The sequence below is a fragment of the Allomuricauda sp. NFXS6 genome (genome assembly GCF_040148835.1).
Lineage (GTDB): Bacteria > Bacteroidota > Bacteroidia > Flavobacteriales > Flavobacteriaceae > Flagellimonas.
In genome coordinates, this window is record NZ_JAGEMG010000016.1 from 60,189 (window position 1) to 79,876 (window position 19,688).

General features: G+C 42.5%; 15 protein-coding genes and 5 tRNA genes. 18 read left to right on the top strand and 2 right to left on the bottom strand.

Going from position 1 to position 19,688, the window contains the following annotated elements:
- Positions 1-37: 37 nt before the first annotated feature.
- The 17 genes from J4E06_RS17645 to J4E06_RS17725 all read left to right on the top strand — a co-directional run bounded on the left by J4E06_RS17645 (position 38) and on the right by J4E06_RS17725 (position 15,057).
- Positions 38-928: a tyrosine-type recombinase/integrase gene (locus J4E06_RS17645; RefSeq protein ID WP_349525322.1), complete on the top strand. Its 891-nt coding sequence runs from the start codon at positions 38-40 to the stop codon at positions 926-928.
- Between the two features lie 54 nt (positions 929-982).
- Positions 983-1,285: a ribosome hibernation-promoting factor, HPF/YfiA family gene (gene hpf, locus J4E06_RS17650; protein WP_349525323.1), complete on the top strand. Its 303-nt coding sequence runs from the start codon at positions 983-985 to the stop codon at positions 1,283-1,285.
- 101 nt (positions 1,286-1,386) lie between these two features.
- Positions 1,387-1,460, top strand: a tRNA-Thr gene (locus J4E06_RS17655).
- 23 nt (positions 1,461-1,483) lie between these two features.
- Positions 1,484-1,566: transfer RNA gene (locus J4E06_RS17660), tRNA-Tyr, on the top strand.
- 79 nt (positions 1,567-1,645) lie between these two features.
- A tRNA-Gly gene (locus J4E06_RS17665) sits at positions 1,646-1,718 on the top strand.
- Between the two features lie 89 nt (positions 1,719-1,807).
- A tRNA-Thr gene (locus J4E06_RS17670) sits at positions 1,808-1,879 on the top strand.
- Between the two features lie 47 nt (positions 1,880-1,926).
- Positions 1,927-3,114 (top strand): elongation factor Tu, encoded by a 1,188-nt coding sequence (gene tuf, locus J4E06_RS17675; RefSeq protein ID WP_349525324.1) that lies wholly within the window; start codon positions 1,927-1,929, stop codon positions 3,112-3,114.
- 72 nt (positions 3,115-3,186) lie between these two features.
- Positions 3,187-3,259, top strand: a tRNA-Trp gene (locus J4E06_RS17680).
- A gap of 119 nt (positions 3,260-3,378) precedes the next feature.
- A complete protein-coding gene (secE, locus tag J4E06_RS17685) occupies positions 3,379-3,567 on the top strand; it encodes a preprotein translocase subunit SecE (protein WP_100817505.1) in 189 nt (62 codons plus the stop codon).
- Positions 3,568-3,579: 12 nt separating this feature from the next.
- The gene (gene nusG, locus J4E06_RS17690; protein ID WP_014033479.1) at positions 3,580-4,131 is read left to right on the top strand and encodes a transcription termination/antitermination protein NusG; all 552 of its coding nucleotides are present in this window, start codon (positions 3,580-3,582) and stop codon (positions 4,129-4,131) included.
- 153 nt (positions 4,132-4,284) lie between these two features.
- Positions 4,285-4,722 carry a 50S ribosomal protein L11 gene (gene rplK, locus J4E06_RS17695; protein ID WP_014033480.1) on the top strand — a complete coding sequence of 146 codons (438 nt, stop codon included), beginning with the start codon at positions 4,285-4,287 and terminating at the stop codon, positions 4,720-4,722.
- A 22-nt stretch (positions 4,723-4,744) separates the two neighbouring features.
- Entirely contained in the window at positions 4,745-5,437 is a 693-nt protein-coding gene (gene rplA, locus J4E06_RS17700) for a 50S ribosomal protein L1 (RefSeq protein WP_014033481.1), read from the top strand.
- Between the two features lie 22 nt (positions 5,438-5,459).
- Positions 5,460-5,978: a 50S ribosomal protein L10 gene (rplJ, locus tag J4E06_RS17705; protein WP_349525325.1), complete on the top strand. Its 519-nt coding sequence runs from the start codon at positions 5,460-5,462 to the stop codon at positions 5,976-5,978.
- Positions 5,979-6,033: 55 nt separating this feature from the next.
- Positions 6,034-6,414, top strand: coding sequence for a 50S ribosomal protein L7/L12 (rplL, locus tag J4E06_RS17710; RefSeq protein ID WP_119606415.1), 381 nt, complete (start codon positions 6,034-6,036; stop codon positions 6,412-6,414).
- 128 nt (positions 6,415-6,542) lie between these two features.
- Positions 6,543-10,352 carry a DNA-directed RNA polymerase subunit beta gene (gene rpoB, locus J4E06_RS17715; protein ID WP_326278849.1) on the top strand — a complete coding sequence of 1,270 codons (3,810 nt, stop codon included), beginning with the start codon at positions 6,543-6,545 and terminating at the stop codon, positions 10,350-10,352.
- 38 nt (positions 10,353-10,390) lie between these two features.
- Positions 10,391-14,689: a DNA-directed RNA polymerase subunit beta' gene (rpoC, locus tag J4E06_RS17720; RefSeq protein WP_349525326.1), complete on the top strand. Its 4,299-nt coding sequence runs from the start codon at positions 10,391-10,393 to the stop codon at positions 14,687-14,689.
- A 56-nt stretch (positions 14,690-14,745) separates the two neighbouring features.
- Positions 14,746-15,057 carry a DUF3467 domain-containing protein gene (locus J4E06_RS17725; protein WP_293168603.1) on the top strand — a complete coding sequence of 104 codons (312 nt, stop codon included), beginning with the start codon at positions 14,746-14,748 and terminating at the stop codon, positions 15,055-15,057.
- Between the two features lie 141 nt (positions 15,058-15,198).
- On the opposite strand, the gene J4E06_RS17730 is transcribed toward J4E06_RS17725, so the two are convergent.
- Positions 15,199-15,630, bottom strand: coding sequence for a hypothetical protein (locus J4E06_RS17730; RefSeq protein WP_349525327.1), 432 nt, complete (start codon positions 15,628-15,630; stop codon positions 15,199-15,201).
- Positions 15,631-15,736: 106 nt separating this feature from the next.
- A complete protein-coding gene (locus tag J4E06_RS17735) occupies positions 15,737-17,326 on the bottom strand; it encodes a peptide chain release factor 3 (RefSeq protein WP_349525328.1) in 1,590 nt (529 codons plus the stop codon).
- A 386-nt stretch (positions 17,327-17,712) separates the two neighbouring features.
- Between J4E06_RS17735 and J4E06_RS17740 the strand changes: the two genes are divergently transcribed.
- The coding region (locus tag J4E06_RS17740; protein WP_502877360.1) for an Ig-like domain-containing protein at positions 17,713-19,688 on the top strand (1,976 nt) is incomplete at its 3' end.

Here is a 19,688-nt window from a genome sequence, read left to right on the forward strand (position 1 = left end):
TTAGCTATAGAACAGTCGTAATCGCTACCTTTGATATATGTCCGTTACAGCATTTATATCCTATTTAAAGTTGGAGAAAAATTACTCCGAGCATACCATAAGGGCATACCAAAGGGATATAGAGGCATTTGAAAATCACTGTAATGAGTGCCATGGGGAAGACGGCATTGACCACGTTTCCTACCCCTTGATTCGAAATTGGATCGTTGTCCTGTCCGATCAGGGAATTTCCAACAGAACCATTAACAGGAAAATATCTTCGTTGCAAGCGTATTATAAATTTTTGCTGAAGGTGGGTGATATTGACATTTCACCTCTGGTGAAGCATAGAGCGCTAAAGACCAGAAAAAAAGTTGAAGTGCCATTTTCGGAAAAGGAAATGGAGGACATCTTGTCCAGAATTCCGTTTGAAGATAATTTTGAAGGGGCGCGTGATAAACTCATTATAGAACTTTTGTATACCACTGGTATGCGTAGAGCCGAATTGGTGAATTTAAAAGTGTCGGATATCAACTTGTCCGGCCATACGTTGAAAGTATTGGGTAAACGGAACAAGGAACGTATCCTTCCATTGTTATTGTCTACTATAGAGCAGGTTAAAACATATTTGGTGAAGCGCTCCGAGATTAAAACCAATACTGATTCGCCCTACCTACTATTAACAAAAGAAGGTCTTAAAATTTACGAAACGCTTGTTTATCGAACTATAAATAAGTATTTTAGTTTGGTCTCCCCTAAGGTAAAAAAGAGCCCGCATATACTTAGGCACACTTTCGCAACGCACTTGCTGAATAGGGGGGCAGATTTAAATTCCGTGAAGGAATTATTGGGTCATTCGAGTTTGGCATCCACCCAAGTGTACACGCACAACAGTATTGCCGAACTAAAGAAAGTATATCAAAAGGCCCACCCAAGGAACAAGAATTAAAATTCTTGTATTGTTTAACTTCACTGTCCAAGACAGTACTAAAAACTTCGTCTTATGAAAGTAAATGCACAATCTGTAAATTTTACAGCTGATGGTAAACTCATCGACTTTGTCCAAAAACGAATGGACAAGATGGAAGTGTTCTATGACAAGGTCATTGAATCAGATGTATATTTAAAAGTTGAAAACACAAGTGCTAAAGAAAATAAGATCGTGGAAATCATGGTGTTCATCCCCAGAGATAAAATTATGGTAAAAAAACAATGTAAGTCGTTTGAAGAGGCAGTGGATTCTGCCTGCAGTTCCTTGGAAAGACAATTGGTAAAAAAGAAGGAAAAACAGAGGGCGAAAGCTTAATGAAAATTTTTCAAAATTTATTTTGAATTAAAATATAAATATATACATTTGCAGTCCGTTAGAAATAGCGGGCTTTTTTAGTGAGTAAAAAGCGGTGAAATGCCGATATAGCTCAGCTGGCTAGAGCAGCTGATTTGTAATCAGCAGGTCGTGGGTTCGAGTCCCTCTATCGGCTCGTAAGTTACTGAAAATTAAGGCGGGGGGATACTCAAGCGGCCAACGAGGACAGACTGTAAATCTGTTGGTTTTTACCTTCGCAGGTTCGAATCCTGCTCCCCCCACAAAGGTTGTTCAGCGGAACAATCGGGAAAAAAGGTTTTTTTGAAATAATGGAGTCTTTGGGCAAAAGTCCAAAAAAATGCGGGAGTAGCTCAGTTGGTAGAGCGTCAGCCTTCCAAGCTGAATGTCGCCGGTTCGAACCCGGTCTCCCGCTCTAAACTTGAAACTTTGATTTCAAGAAGAAGGTTGAAGTTTTGACGAGCTAGACTTGTAACTTTAAACTCTAAACCTGATGACCCATAGGCCGGTGTAGCTCAGGGGTAGAGCGTTTCCTTGGTAAGGAAGAGGTCACGGGTTCAAATCCCGTCATTGGCTCAAAACGATTTGTACACTAATATAAACTAAGATTAAAATTATTTAAAATGGCAAAGGAAACTTTTGATCGTTCCAAACCGCACTTAAATATTGGTACCATTGGACACGTGGATCACGGAAAAACTACATTGACCGCTGCTATTACCACTGTATTGGCCAACGCAGGTTTGTCTGAAACAAGAAGCTTTGATTCAATTGACAATGCTCCTGAGGAAAAAGAAAGAGGTATTACAATCAACACTTCGCACGTTGAGTACCAAACAGAAAACCGTCACTACGCACACGTTGACTGTCCTGGTCACGCGGATTACGTAAAGAACATGGTTACTGGTGCTGCTCAGATGGACGGTGCCATCTTGGTTGTTGCAGCTACAGATGGTCCTATGCCACAAACTCGTGAGCACATCCTATTGGGACGTCAGGTTGGTATTCCACGTATCGTTGTTTTCTTGAATAAAGTTGACATGGTGGATGATGAAGAGCTTTTGGAGCTTGTTGAAATGGAAGTAAGAGAATTGCTTTCTTTCTACGAGTATGATGGTGATAACGGACCTGTTATCGCTGGTTCTGCACTTGGTGCTTTGAACGGTGAGCAAAAATGGGTTGACACTGTTATGGAATTGATGAAGGCTGTTGATGAGTGGATCGAGGAGCCAGAGCGTGAAGTTGATAAAGACTTCCTTATGCCAATCGAAGATGTATTTACCATTACAGGTAGGGGTACTGTTGCCACTGGTCGTATCGAAACTGGGGTTGCCAACACAGGTGATGCGGTTGATATTATCGGTATGGGTGCTGAAAAATTGACTTCAACTATTACGGGAGTTGAGATGTTCCGTAAGATTTTGGATAGAGGTGAAGCTGGTGATAACGTTGGTCTTCTTTTGAGAGGTATCGAGAAAACCGATATCAAAAGAGGTATGGTAATCTGTAAGCCAGGTTCCGTAACACCTCACGCTAAGTTTAAGGCAGAGGTTTATATCCTTAAAAAAGAAGAAGGTGGGCGTCACACTCCATTCCACAACAACTACCGTCCACAGTTCTACTTGAGAACTACAGACGTAACAGGTAACATTAACTTGCCTGACGGTGTTGAAATGGTAATGCCAGGTGATAACTTGACCATTACTGTGGATTTGATTCAGCCTGTAGCTTGTAACGTGGGTCTACGTTTTGCTATCCGTGAGGGTGGTAGAACAGTTGGTGCCGGACAGGTTACTGAGATTCTAGATTAAGATTCAATTTATAATACAATTACACTCAAGGGTGTTCCGATTTTCTCGGGATACCTTTCAGTGTAATTATAAACGGGTGTAGCTCAGTTGGTAGAGCACTGGTCTCCAAAACCAGGTGTCGGGAGTTCGAGTCTCTCCTCCCGTGCAATTAAAGGGAAAGTATAAGTGAAGTGAGACGAGAAGCCTGCCTGCCGGCAGACAGGTTTGTTCCGAGCGCAGTCGAGGGAAGTCTCTCCTCCAGTACAGATAAAATACATTATAACTATGGTCACTTACATAAAGGAATCATTCGAAGAGCTAAAAAACAATGTAACTTGGTTGGAGAGAGGAAAAGCTTCCAATCTTATGGTCATTGTAGCTGTGTTTTCCATCTTGTTTGCACTGGCAACATGGGGTGTGGATTCCTTGTTCAGTAATTTGATCACGTTGTATTTTGAAAAATTAATAGGATAAAGAACGGTCGATATGTCTGAGGTTCTGGAGAAAAAATGGTATGTGGTTAGAGCGGTCAGTGGTCAGGAGAACAAGATCAAGGGCTATATTGAAAGCGAGGTGGAGCGTGCAGGTTTTGGCGACTATCTTGAAGAAGTTCTGGTGCCTACCGAGAAAGTTGTTCAGATCAGAAACGGAAAGAAAATCAACAAAGAACGTGTGTACTTTCCCGGATATATCATGATAAAGGCCAATCTAGGTGGAGAAATGGTGCACATCATTCGTTCCATAACCAATGTAATTGGCTTCTTGGGCGAAGTAAAAGGCGGTGACCCAATTCCGTTGAGGAAATCCGAAGTAAACCGTATGTTGGGGAAAGTGGACGAGTTGGCCGTAAATACGGACAATGTTGCAATTCCATTTGTGTTAGGAGAAACGGTTAAGGTAATTGATGGACCTTTCAATGGTTTTAACGGAACTGTTGAAAAAATCAACGAGGAAAAGCGTAAGCTGGAAGTGATGGTGAAAATTTTCGGAAGAAAAACACCATTGGAGCTAAGCTATATGCAAGTGGAAAAGGTTTAGAGTCAGGATAAAAAGAAGCAAGAACCAAGACGGATTGTCTTTTCTCTTGATTCTATTCGTCTTGAATCATATACAAATAATTAATTAGAGCTGTTACACATATATAAAGCTGTGTTGCTTCCAATTGACACACTTTAAATTTAATTAGAAACAATGGCAAAAGAAGTAGATAAGGTAGTTAAATTACAAGTTAGGGGAGGTGCTGCGAACCCATCGCCACCGGTTGGACCCGCCTTAGGTGCTGCTGGTGTTAACATCATGGAGTTCTGTAAGCAGTTTAATGCTCGTACACAGGACAAACCAGGCAAAGTGTTGCCGGTTGTTATCACCGTTTACAAGGATAAATCTTTCGATTTTGTTGTAAAAACACCACCTGCGGCAGTTCAATTGATGGAAGCAGCTAAGATTAAAAAAGGATCTGGCGAACCTAACAGGGTTAAAAACGGTTCAGTATCATGGGATCAAGTAAAAGCAATCGCGGAAGACAAAATGGTCGACCTTAATGCTTTTACAGTGGAGTCTGCAATGAGTATGGTTGCAGGTACCGCTAGATCAATGGGACTGAAGATAGCCGGGCAAAGACCTTTTTAAAATCTTAAAAAGCAGTAATTAAATGGCAAAATTGACTAAAAAGCAAAAAGAAGCCCAGTCCAAGATAGATAAGAACAAACTCTATTCTTTGGAAGAGGCATCGGCTTTAGTAAAAGAAATAACCAATGTAAAATTTGACGCTTCCATTGATTTGGCAGTTCGTTTGGGTGTAGATCCAAGAAAAGCAAATCAAATGGTGCGAGGCGTTGTTACCCTTCCTCACGGAACTGGTAAAGATGTTAAAGTTTTGGCATTGGTGACACCAGACAAAGAGGCAGAAGCTACAGAAGCAGGCGCTGATTTTGTGGGGTTGGACGAATATTTGGAGAAAATTAAAGGCGGTTGGACCGATGTTGATGTAATCATCACGATGCCAAGCGTAATGGGTAAATTGGGGCCATTGGGTAGAATTTTAGGACCTAGAGGCTTGATGCCCAATCCAAAAACTGGAACCGTAACAATGGATGTTGCCAAAGCAGTATCCGATGTTAAGGCCGGTAAAATTGACTTTAAAGTGGACAAAACAGGTATTGTACACGCTGCAATCGGAAAAGCTTCTTTCTCTGCGGACAAAATCGCAGGAAACGCTAGGGAGTTGATAGACACCTTAGTGAAAATGAAGCCTTCTGCTTCTAAAGGTGTGTACATGAGAAGTATTTACTTGTCAAGTACCATGAGTCCTAGTATTCAATTAGATCCAAAAGCAGTTCAATAACTGGTAGTTCAATTTTATAACTATGACAAGAGAAGAAAAAGCAACAGTAATAGAAGACTTGACTGCACAGTTAACTGATAATCCAAACATTTATTTGGCGGATATATCAGGATTGAATGCTGTAGACACCTCAAATTTAAGAAGAGCGTGTTTTAAGGCGAACATTAAGCTTGCGGTCGTAAAGAACACCTTGCTTGCAAAAGCAATGGAAGCTTCTGATAAGGAATTTGGTGAACTTCCCGATGTATTGAAAGGCAATACATCTTTGATGTTGTCCGAAACAGGGAACGCACCTGCGAAACTTATCAAGAACTTTAGAAAAAAATCAGAAAGACCCGTATTGAAAGGTGCCTTTATAGCAGAGGCAATTTATATCGGAGACAACTACCTTGACGCACTCGTTAACATCAAGTCCAAAGAGGAAGTTATCGGGGATATCATTGGATTGTTGCAATCACCGGCCAAGAACGTTATTTCTGGACTTAAGTCCGGAGGAGGCAAATTGGCAGGAATCCTTAAGACCCTTTCTGAGAAAGAATAATTCGCGCACAATAAACTAAGTATATTTTTAAACATTTTTATTAAACGATAGAAAAATGGCAGATTTAAAAGATTTTGCAGAACAGTTGGTAAACCTTACAGTAAAAGAGGTAAATGAATTGGCCGACATTTTAAAAGAAGAATATGGTATTGAGCCTGCTGCTGCTGCAGTAGCTGTTGCTGGTGGTGCTGCCGGTGGTGGTGAAGCAGAAGCTGCTGAGGAAAAATCAGAGTTTGATGTAATCCTTACAGCTGCTGGTGGTTCTAAATTGGCAGTCGTAAAATTGGTTAAGGAATTGACCGGTCTTGGACTGAAAGACGCTAAAGAAATCGTTGACAGTGCACCAAAAGCTGTTAAGGAAGGTGTTGCCAAAGATGAGGCAGAGGGTATCAAAAAATCATTGGAAGAAGCAGGAGCAGAAGTTGAGCTTAAATAATCGCTTTTCCCATAAGAACTTGGTTAAGGTCTTTCCATTTTTTGGTTAGACCTTAGCCTATTTATATAAGGAGTGTATAAAGCCGTACACCAACCCACTTAGTATTCACGATCAAAATTTGTCCATAGATGTTCACAAACACTATTGAAAGAGTTAATTTCGCATCCGCTAAGAACATACCGGAATACCCGGATTTCTTGGACATTCAGATAAAATCGTTCCAAGACTTTTTCCAGCTTGAAACTAAATCTGACGAAAGAGGAAACGAAGGTCTCTACAACACCTTCATGGAGAATTTTCCAATTACAGATACCAGAAACCAGTTTGTACTTGAGTTTTTGGATTACTTCATTGATCCACCAAGATATTCCATCCAAGAATGTATAGAGCGTGGACTTACTTATAGCGTACCCTTAAAGGCACGTTTAAAATTGTACTGTACCGATCCAGAGCACGAGGATTTCGAAACTATCGTACAGGATGTGTATTTGGGAACTATCCCTTATATGACTCCTAGTGGAACCTTTGTGATCAATGGAGCAGAACGCGTTGTAGTATCCCAGTTGCACAGATCTCCAGGGGTTTTCTTTGGACAGTCTTTCCACGCAAATGGAACAAAATTGTATTCGGCCAGGGTAATTCCTTTCAAAGGATCTTGGATTGAATTCGCCACCGATATCAACTCGGTGATGTATGCCTATATCGATAGGAAGAAAAAATTACCGGTAACCACTTTGTTCCGAGCCATTGGCTTTGAAAGGGACAAGGACATTTTGGAAATCTTCGACCTTTCGGAAGAAGTAAAAGTTTCCAAGACCGGACTTAAAAAAGTATTGGGCCGTAAATTGGCTGCCAGAGTGTTGAATACATGGCATGAGGATTTCGTGGACGAGGATACAGGAGAAGTGGTTTCCATCGAACGTAACGAAATTGTACTTGATCGTGATACCGTTTTGGAAAAAGAGCATATCGATGAAATCATTGATGCCGACGTGAAGACCATTTTGCTTCACAAGGAGAACAATGCACAATCCGATTACGCCATCATCCACAACACCTTGCAAAAAGACCCTACCAACTCCGAAAAAGAAGCGGTAGAGCACATTTACAGACAATTGCGTAATGCCGAGCCGCCAGATGAGGAAACAGCTCGTGGTATTATCGACAAATTGTTCTTCTCCGACCAACGTTACAACTTAGGTGAGGTAGGTCGTTACAGAATGAACAAGAAGTTGGGCTTGGATATCGGAATGGACAAACAAGTTTTGACCAAAGAAGATATCATCACCATCATCAAGTATTTGATCGAGTTGATCAACTCCAAAGCAGAGATTGATGATATTGATCACTTGTCCAACCGTCGTGTAAGAACCGTAGGTGAGCAATTGTCCTCACAATTTGGTGTAGGTTTGGCGCGTATGGCACGTACCATCCGTGAGCGTATGAACGTTCGTGACAACGAAGTGTTTACCCCGATCGATTTGATCAACGCGAAGACATTGTCCTCCGTGATTAACTCCTTCTTCGGAACCAACCAGTTGTCCCAGTTCATGGACCAGACCAACCCGTTGGCAGAGATTACACACAAAAGAAGATTGTCCGCATTGGGGCCAGGTGGTCTTTCCCGTGAAAGAGCAGGTTTCGAGGTACGTGACGTTCACTATACACACTACGGAAGATTGTGTCCGATCGAGACACCTGAAGGACCGAACATTGGTTTGATTTCTTCCTTGTCCGTATTTGCCAAGGTGAACAATATGGGCTTCTTGGAAACTCCTTACCGTAAAGTAGAGAATGGTAAAGTGGACACTAAAAACCACATGTACCTAAGTGCAGAGGAAGAAGAAGGAATGAAGATTGCCCAAGCCAACATTCCATTGGCAGAAGATGGTACTATTGAAAGAGAAAAGGTAATTGCCCGTGAAGAAGGCGATTTCCCGGTTGTGGATCCAACAGAGGTGAAGTACACAGATGTTGCACCGAACCAAATTGCATCCATTTCCGCATCCTTGATTCCTTTCTTGGAGCACGATGATGCAAACCGTGCCTTGATGGGATCGAACATGATGCGTCAAGCAGTTCCGTTGTTGAGACCGGATTCTCCAATTGTAGGTACAGGTCTGGAAAGACAAGTAGCTACAGATTCCCGAGTATTGATCAATGCCGAGGGAGATGGCGTAGTGGAATATGTGGATTCACAGAAAATCACCATAAAATATACAAGGACCGAAGAAGAGCGCTTGGTAAGCTTTGACGATGACTCGAAGACTTACCAATTGGTGAAGTTTAGAAAAACAAACCAAGGGACCAGCATCAACTTGAAGCCCATCGTAAGAAAAGGCGACAAAGTGAAAAAAGGTCAAGTGCTTTGCGAAGGTTACGCTACCGAAAAGGGTGAATTGGCCTTGGGTAGAAACATGAAGGTTGCCTTTATGCCTTGGAAAGGGTATAACTTTGAGGATGCGATCGTAATCTCTGAAAAAGTTGTTCGTGAGGATATCTTTACCTCTATTCACGTTGATGAGTACTCTCTTGAAGTGAGGGATACGAAATTGGGTGCAGAGGAATTGACCAACGATATTCCTAACGTATCAGAAGAAGCCACCAAGGATTTGGACGAGTACGGTATGATACGTATCGGTGCCGAAGTGAAGCCAGGGGATATTTTGATCGGTAAGATCACTCCAAAAGGAGAATCGGACCCAACTCCTGAAGAAAAACTGTTGCGTGCCATCTTTGGTGACAAAGCAGGTGACGTTAAGGATGCTTCATTGAAAGCTTCACCATCGTTGAGAGGTGTGGTTATCGACAAGAAATTGTTCTCCCGCTCCATCAAGGACAAGAGAAAACGTTCCGAAGACAAAGAGGCCATCGCCAGATTGGAGATGGACTACGAAGTGAAGTTCCAACAACTGAAAGACGAATTGATCGAGAAATTGTTCAGTTTGATCAGTGGAAAAACATCGCAAGGCGTCATCAACGATTTGGGTGAAGAAGTACTTCCAAAAGGAAAGAAATACACCATCAAAATGTTGAACGCCGTTGACGATTTCGCTCACTTGGTTGGAGGAAGCTGGACAACAGATGATGCTACCAATGCTTTGGTTGCCGACTTGTTGCACAACTATAAAATCAAATTGAACGATATTCAAGGTAACCTAAGAAGGGACAAGTTTACCATCTCAGTAGGGGATGAGCTTCCTGCAGGTATCATGAAGTTGGCCAAAGTCTATATCGCCAAAAAGCGTAAGCTTAAAGTAGGTGATAAGATGGCAGGTCGTCACGGTAACAAAGGTATCGTTGCCCGTATCGTTCGTCAAGAGGATATGCCATTCTTGGAAGACGGAACCCCAGTGGACATTGTATTGAACCCACTTGGTGTACCATCAAGGATGAACATTGGTCAGATTTACGAAACCGTATTGGGTTGGGCCGGACAAAAATTGGGTCAAAAATATGCGACCCCGATTTTCGACGGAGCCTCATTGGATGAGATCAACAAGCTTACCGATGAAGCAGGCGTGCCAAGATTTGGACACACCTACCTTTATGACGGTGGAACAGGTCAGCGTTTCGACCAACGAGCAACCGTTGGTGTTATCTACATGTTGAAACTAGGTCACATGGTGGATGACAAGATGCACGCAAGATCTATTGGGCCATACTCATTGATCACTCAGCAACCATTGGGTGGTAAGGCACAGTTTGGTGGTCAGCGTTTTGGAGAGATGGAAGTTTGGGCATTGGAAGCCTACGGCGCATCATCTACCCTAAGAGAAATATTGACCGTTAAGTCGGATGATGTTATCGGAAGGGCCAAGACTTATGAGACCATCGTAAAAGGTGAGACCATGCCAGAACCTGGGTTGCCAGAATCTTTCAACGTATTGATGCACGAACTTAAAGGTTTGGGCTTGGATATCCGATTGGAAGAATAGAATACTATATACATTAACTATATCATCACCATATTGTTATGGCTAGAATAAAAGATAATAACGCACAAAAAAGGTTCAACAAAATATCCATAGGATTGGCCTCTCCGGAGTCTATCTTGGCCGAGTCCCGTGGCGAGGTATTGAAGCCGGAAACCATAAACTACAGAACGCACAAACCAGAGCGTGATGGGTTGTTCTGCGAGCGTATTTTTGGTCCCGTAAAGGATTACGAATGTGCCTGTGGAAAATACAAGAGAATCCGTTACCGTGGGATTGTTTGTGATCGTTGTGGTGTTGAAGTGACGGAGAAAAAAGTACGTAGAGATCGTGTGGGGCACATTAACCTTGTGGTTCCTGTGGCGCATATCTGGTACTTCCGTTCGCTGCCAAACAAAATAGGTTACCTTTTGGGATTACCATCCAAAAAGTTGGACATGATCATATACTACGAAAGGTATGTGGTTATCCAGCCGGGTATTGCCAAAGGTCCAGAAGGTGAGGAAATCAATAAAATGGATTTCTTGACCGAGGAAGAATACTTGAACATTTTGGAATCCATTCCTACCGAGAACCAATACTTGGAGGATAGCGATCCAAACAAGTTCATCGCCAAAATGGGTGCCGAATGTTTGATCGAGATATTGTCCAGAATCGATTTGGAACAATTGTCTTACGAACTACGTCACAAGGCGAACACAGAAACTTCCAAGCAACGTAAAACCGAAGCCCTGAAACGTCTTCAGGTAGTGGAAGCTTTGCGTGAGTCGCAAAACAACAGGGAGAACAACCCTGAGTGGATGATCATGAAAGTGATTCCGGTAATTCCACCAGAATTGCGTCCGTTGGTACCATTGGATGGTGGCCGTTTTGCAACTTCCGATTTGAACGATTTGTACCGTAGGGTGATTATCCGTAACAACCGTTTGAAGCGTTTGATGGAAATCAAAGCACCAGAGGTGATTTTGAGGAACGAAAAACGTATGCTTCAGGAAGCTGTGGATTCCCTTTTTGATAATACAAGAAAAGCATCTGCGGTAAAAACAGAATCCAACAGACCATTAAAGTCCCTCTCAGATTCATTGAAAGGTAAGCAAGGTCGTTTCCGTCAAAACCTTTTGGGTAAACGTGTGGATTACTCCGCTCGTTCCGTAATTGTTGTTGGACCGGAATTGAACTTGTACGAATGTGGTCTGCCAAAAGATATGGCAGCCGAACTTTATAAGCCATTCATCATCCGTAAGTTGATTGAAAGAGGTATTGTAAAGACTGTTAAATCTGCCAAAAAGATTATAGACAAGAAAGAGCCCGTAGTTTGGGATATTCTTGAAAATGTCCTTAAAGGACATCCAGTATTATTGAACCGTGCCCCCACATTGCACAGATTGGGTATCCAAGCGTTCCAGCCTAAACTTATTGAAGGTAAGGCGATTCGTTTGCACCCATTGGCGTGTACCGCATTTAACGCGGATTTTGATGGGGATCAGATGGCAGTTCACTTGCCATTGGGACCAGAGGCCATTTTGGAAGCACAATTATTGATGTTGGCTTCACAGAACATCCTTAACCCAGCAAACGGTTCTCCGATTACCGTACCATCACAGGATATGGTATTGGGATTGTACTATATGACCAAGCATAAGAAGTCTACCAAAGAAGAGCCTGTTTTGGGTGAAGGACTTACCTTCTATTCTTCTGAAGAGGTAGAGATTGCTTTCAACGAGAAAAAAGTTTCACTTAACGCTGGAATCAAGGTAAGAGCGAAAGACTTTAACGAGGAAGGTGAATTGGTCAATCAAATTATTGAAACCACGGTAGGTCGTGTATTGTTCAACACGGAAGTGCCAGAACAAGCAGGATTCATCAACCAAGTATTGAACAAGAAAGCCCTAAGAAATATTATCGGGGACATTCTTGCCGTTACCGATGTGCCGACTACTGCCGCATTCTTGGATAAGATCAAGGCCATGGGATACGATTTCGCCTTTAAAGGTGGTCTATCCTTTAGTTTGGGTGATATTATCATCCCTGCAGAAAAGCAGGATATGATCGGTGAGGCTAACGAGCAGGTCGATGGTATTATGATGAACTATAACATGGGTCTTATCACCAACAACGAGCGATATAACCAAGTTATTGATGTTTGGACATCCACCAACGCCATGTTGACCGAATTGGCCATGAAACGAATTCGTGAAGACAAACAAGGATTCAACTCAGTATATATGATGTTGGATTCCGGTGCAAGGGGTTCCAAAGAGCAAATTCGTCAGTTGACCGGTATGCGTGGATTGATGGCCAAGCCTAAAAAATCTACCGCAGGTGGTGGAGAGATTATCGAAAACCCGATTCTTTCGAACTTTAAGGAAGGATTGTCGATTTTGGAATACTTTATCTCTACTCACGGTGCACGTAAAGGTCTTGCGGATACCGCTTTGAAAACGGCGGATGCGGGTTACTTGACCAGACGTTTGGTTGATGTGTCGCAAGACGTTATCGTTAATAGCGAAGATTGTGAGACCTTGAGAGGTATCGAGGTAGAACCATTGAAGAAAAACGAGGAGATTGTTGAAACCTTGGGTGAAAGAATCTTGGGTAGGGTATCGTTGCACGATGTGTACAACCCGTTGACCGAAGAGCTTGTGCTGAAAGCAGGACAGGAAATCAATGAAGTTGATGTAAGAAGGGTAGAAGCCGCTCCAATCGAGAAAATAGAAGTACGGTCTCCATTGACGTGTGAGGCTCCACAAGGAATATGTGCCAAATGTTACGGAAGAAACCTTGCTACCAATAAAATGGTACAACGTGGTGAAGCCGTAGGTGTTGTTGCTGCACAGTCCATTGGTGAGCCCGGTACACAGTTGACGTTGCGTACCTTCCACGTGGGTGGTATTGCAGGTAACATTTCCGAGGATAACAAGCTGGAGTCCAAGTTTGATGGTGTTGCAGAAATAGAAGACTTGAGGCTTGTAGAAGGACAAAACAATGAAGGTGGTAAAACTGACATTGTAATTTCCAGAACTTCCGAAGTTAAGATAGTTGACCCGAAAACTGGAATCACATTAAGTACAAACAACATTCCTTACGGTTCCCAATTGTTCATTAAGAACGGAGAGAAGATTACCAAAGGAACTGTAATTTGTGAATGGGATCCATATAACGGTGTAATTGTATCTGAGTTCTCTGGCCAAATTGCTTATGAGAATCTTGAGCAAGGAGTTACATATCAAGTTGAAATCGATGAACAAACAGGTTTCCAGGAAAAAGTAATTTCCGAGACCAGAAACAAGAAGTTGATCCCAACCTTATTGCTTAAAGACGGTAAAGGTGAAACATTACGTTCTTACAACTTGCCGGTCGGTTCCCATTTGATGGTTGATGACGGCGAGAAGGTAAAAGAAGGTAAGACATTGGTGAAAATTCCACGTAAATCTGCTAAGGCAGGGGATATTACCGGTGGTCTTCCAAGGGTAACCGAACTTTTCGAAGCTCGTAACCCATCCAATCCGGCCGTTGTGTCCGAGATTGATGGTGTGGTATCCTTCGGTAAGATCAAGCGGGGTAACCGTGAAATCATTATCGAGTCCAAGACAGGAGATCTTAAAAAGTACTTGGTGAAATTGTCCAACCAAATTTTGGTTCAGGAAAATGACTACGTACGTGCAGGTATGCCATTGTCCGATGGTTCCATTACGCCAGAAGACATCTTGGCCATTAAAGGTCCATCAGCCGTGCAACAATACTTGGTGAACGAAGTACAGGAAGTATATCGTTTACAGGGTGTGAAAATCAACGATAAGCACTTTGAGGTTGTTGTAAGACAAATGATGCGTAAAGTTAAAATCCAAGATCCAGGAGATACCATCTTCCTAGAGAATCAATTGGTGCACAAAGACGACTTTATCAACGAAAACGATGAAATTTTCGGTAAAAAGGTTGTTGAGGATGCCGGCGATTCGGAACGATTGAAACCAGGTCAGATTTTGACTGTACGAGAGCTAAGGGACGAGAACTCGATTCTGAGAAGAGAGGACAAGACCTTGGTAACTGCGAGAGACGCTGTTGCAGCAACCGCTACGCCAATCTTGCAAGGTATTACAAGAGCTTCGTTGCAGACGAAGTCCTTTATCTCCGCAGCATCGTTCCAGGAAACCACCAAAGTATTGAATGAAGCCGCAGTTAGTGGTAAAATTGATACCTTGGAAGGGTTGAAGGAAAATGTAATTGTTGGACATAAAATTCCAGCCGGTACCGGTATGAGGGATTATGATAGTATCATTGTAGGGTCCAAAGAGGAGTACGATGAGATCATGGCCCGGAAAGAGGAGTTTAAATTCTAAATAAAAACAAACCCTGGCCTTTAGGCCGGGGTTTTTCTTTTAATACAAGTAACAGTATGGCCGAAGAGAAGAAAAAACAGAAGCAGATCAATATAGAGTTGGACGAGAAAACGGCAGAAGGGACGTATTCCAACTTGGCGATAATCAACCACTCCGTATCCGAATTTGTAGTAGATTTTATTAGTTTGATGCCCGGCGCGCCAAAGGCCAAGGTGAAGAGTAGAATTATCTTGACCCCCCAACACGCCAAAAAGCTGCTAAAGGCTTTGAATGATAATGTAAGTAGGTTTGAAGCGGCCCACGGAACAATTCAAGATTACGAGCAACCGGCAATTCCATTAAATTTTGGACCTACTGGCGAAGCATAAAAAAACTGACTAAAAATTTTTGATTAATCGTCATTCTGAATTTATTTCAGAATCTCATCCTAATCCTAACAATCGATAAATGTTATGGGAACCTGAAACAAGTTCAGGTTGACGACATCGCGATTTGTAGTCAGATTTCCTCTATTTCAACCATCCCTTTTCAATTCCTTTTTTCGAGAAGAAAATCAGATAGGCTCCAATTATAACAACGACAATGGGCATGGCATAAGTGGAAGGTCCAAAAGCTTCTACAGCATTGGAAATGAACAGCCAATGTACAAACTGAACTACCGCGGCTATCAAGGAAACAATAAATAGTGGTCTTGCCCACTTTTTACGTACCAAAAGACCTATACTCGCAATGGTTCCTGAGAAAACCGCAATAGCGAAAGCCGCTGTTGCCCAGGCAGGAATACCTTCAAAGGCTTCCCGTTGAGCTTGGTCCATACTTTCCAGAAGGGCTACTTGGTTAAAAGCTTGATTGAGATAGTTCATTACTCCGATCAAGTTCCATAAAAGAGCAATTACGCTCACCACCCAAAACCAAGTTGGTGGTTTTACTGAAGTAGTCATAATATCTTTATTTAATTGGTTATGTTATCCAATGTACAAAAAAAAGATATATGAAAAATTCAATATGCTCATATTCAGAATACTGTGAGCTATGTAATATTGAATCTTACTCAAATTCCGAGGTGTAATGCAGCTTTACCGAAGGGTATTTCTGTTGTGTCATTTGCAATGAAAATGTAGAGTCTGCCAAAAACACCAACTGTCCTTTTTTATCGGTGGCCAAAAACTTTTGCTTCACGCGTTTAAATTCTTGAAACTCTTCGTTTTTTTCATCTTCAGGCTCTACCCAACATGCTTTGTGAACAGGGAAGTTTTCGTAAGTACATTTTGCACCGTACTCGTGCTCCAATCGATATTGGATTACCTCATACTGTAAGGCCCCGACTGTTCCAATTACTTTTCTTCCGTTCATTTCCAAAGTGAAAAGCTGAGCAACTCCTTCATCCATGAGCTGGTCGATTCCTTTGTAGAGTTGTTTGGCCTTCATAGGGTCGGCATTGTTGATGTACCTGAAATGTTCCGGTGAAAAGCTGGGAATACCTTTATAGTGCAACTCTTCGCCACTGGTTAAAGTATCCCCTATTTTAAAGTTGCCAGTATCATGAAGCCCAACAATATCTCCCGGATAGGAGATATCCACAATTTCCTTTTTCTCGGCAAAAAAGGCATTTGGACTGGAGAATTTGAGCTTTTTACCCTGCCTTACGTGCAAATAAGGCGTGTTTCTTTCAAAGGTACCCGATACAATTTTAACAAAGGCCAAACGATCGCGGTGTTTGGGATCCATATTAGCATGTATTTTGAATACAAAACCGGAAAAATCCTTTTCATCGGCTTTTACCAAGCGCTCCTCAGCCTTTTTGGGTCTAGGGGATGGTGCTATGTTCACAAAACAATCTAAAAGCTCTCTAACACCAAAATTGTTCAAGGCCGAACCAAAAAATACGGGTTGGAGCTCACCTTTTAAATAAGCTTCCTTATCAAAATCGGGGTAAACCCCATCCACGAGCTCCAAATTATCGCGCAGTTCCACTGCTGCATCTGTACCAATGATCTTTTCAAGTTCCGGATTGTCCAGATTGTCAAAAGCTATGGTCTCCTCGATGTTCTTTTTACTGTTGCCACTAAAAAGGTTGATGTTTTTTTCGTAGATATTGTAGATTCCCTTGAAATCGTATCCCATCCCAATCGGGAAACTCAAAGGGGTGACCTTTAAGCCTAATTTTTGCTCGACTTCGTCCAATAGGTCAAAAGCATCTTTACCCTCACGATCTAATTTGTTGATGAATACGATCATAGGGATATTCCGCATTCGGCAAACCTCGACCAATTTTTCCGTTTGCTCCTCCACACCTTTGGCAACGTCAATTACCACAATTACGCTGTCAACTGCGGTTAGGGTGCGAAAAGTGTCTTCAGCAAAATCCTTGTGTCCGGGTGTATCCAGAATGTTGATTTTCTTGTCTTTATAAATAAAGGCCAATACGGAAGTAGCTACCGAAATTCCTCTTTGGCGTTCAATTTCCATAAAGTCACTTGTGGCCGATTTTTTGATTTTATTGCTTTTTACCGCTCCAGCTTCTTGGATGGCACCTCCGAACAATAGTAATTTTTCGGTCAAGGTTGTTTTTCCGGCATCAGGGTGGGAGATAATGCCAAAAGTTCTTCGTTTCGCTATTTCCTTTTCAAATTCCATCAACAAAAATTTCGTCAAAAATAGGGGAATTAAATCTTTTGTCACTCATTTTTAGGTTGATTCGGAATTGTTGATAGAATTGGAAAAAAATCATGGATTTAAAACCGCCAAAACCAAAAAGAAAGGTAATTTCCGTCCGTTTTATAATCACTGGGCATTTTATCCATTTGTGAACATACAAATGAGGTAGGTAATGATGAGGAAATCGCTTTTTATCGATAAAAATAGGAAGTGAAAATCAAATGGGTTATTTATGTGACCAATTTGTATCTGGGTGTGTCGAAAGCATCAGGGATAATAAAACAAACTAAGAAAGCCCCAATTTTCTTACAATTACGAGAACCACTTAATGCCATGGTGATTAGTTGACCAAAACTTAATCATTTATGGACAAAATTACTTTTGTGAGGCTAAGGAATTACGTAGCTCAAAAACTCACCTTTATGGTGTTGATTTTGGTATTTGGGCTTAATTCGTCCTTTAGTGCTACCTATTTACATACCCCTTCTTTTTTCAATAATTCTGTTGTTCTTGGTGAGGTTGCTCAGGGAACCACCCCTGTTTGGGATACTGCCAATTTGTGGAATCCCTTAGTGGCGGAATTATCGAATGAAGATTGTGATGGCGATGGGGTTACATGTTCGCAAGAAAATGTGGATGGAACAGACCCCAATGATCCTTGTGATTTTGTACTGGAGCATCAGGACTGCTCCCCATCTCAGGAATGGAAAAATGACGACTGTGATGGTGACGGTGTGAGCAATGGAAAGGAAAAAGAAGACGGGACCGACCCTTTGGACCCATGTGATTTTGTACTGGAACATCAGGACTGCTCCCCATCTCAAGAATGGAAAGAAGACGACTGTGATGGTGACGGTGTGAGCAATGGAAAGGAAAAAGAGGACGGGACCGACCCTTTGGACCCATGCGATTTTGTACTGGAACATCAGGACTGCTCCCCATCTCAGGAATGGAAAGAAGACGACTGTGATGGTGACGGTGTGAGCAATGGAAAGGAAAAAGAGGACGGGACCGACCCCTTGGACCCATGTGATTTTGTACTGGAACACCAAGACTGTTCTCCTTCTGAGGAATGGAAAAAAGAAGACTGTGATGGAGACGGAGTCACGAATGATGACGAGAAAACCGATGGGACGGATCCATTGGACCCATGCGATTACAATCCAGAGAGCGTGACCTTGCCACAAAGCGGTGATTACCTAGTCGCGGATTGTGATGGGGATGGAGTGACCAATGGCGATGAAGAAGAAGATGGCACCGATCCACAAGATCCGTGTGATTTTGTACTGGACAGCCAAACGATAGATACCGATTCAACTTGGAACAGTTCCGACTGCGATGGAGACGGGGTCACGAATGATGACGAGAAAAACGATGGGACGGATCCATTGGACCCATGCGATTACAATCCAGAGAGCGTGACTTTACCGCAGTCAGCGGATTGGGGTGAGCTCGATTGTGATGGTGATGGCAATCCAAATGAAACCGATCCAGACCCGTTGGCCGCCAATGCCAATGATGATTTTGGCTCGACAACCGCACTTACAGAGGTGGCCATAAATATTTTGGAGAATGATGATTATCTACCAAATAATGCTACCAACAATATTGGAGTCACAAATATTTCCAGAATTGGAGGAGATGCACTAGGAACCCTCACCTTTAATGCTGAGACTGGGTTTGCCAACTATACACCTGTTGAATCAGAGTCCAATGGCACTGTAACCATAATATATCAAGTCTGTAATGTTTTGCCAGACCCAAGTGTTTGTGCTTCGGCTACCATTTATATCGAAGTTGGGGCAAATACATTGGATGCAGTGGACGATCAATATATAGCGGAAACCGGAGATGGCGGAGTGGTTCCCGAGAGCAACGTACTGCTCAACGATACCTATAATGGGGAAACGGCAACGCTTGCCGATGTCATTTTGACCTCAACACCAACAGATCAGCTCACCATCAACGAGGATGGTAGCGTAAGCGTGGTCCCGGGAACAGCAGCCGGAACGTACAGCATCGATTACACCATTTGCGATACAGTCGATTCAGGAAACTGTGATACGGCTACGGTCACTGTGGAAGTAATGCAGGGAGCAGGAAATATAATCGACGCAGTGGACGATCAATATATAGCGGAAACCGGAGATGGCGGAGAGATTCCCGAGAGCAACGTACTGCTCAACGATACCTATAATGGGGAAACGGCAACGCTTGCCGATGTCATTTTGACCTCAACACCAACAGATCAGCTCACCATCAACGAGGACGGAAGCGTAAGCGTGGTCCCGGGAACAGCAGCCGGAACCTACAGCATCGATTACACCATTTGCGACACTGT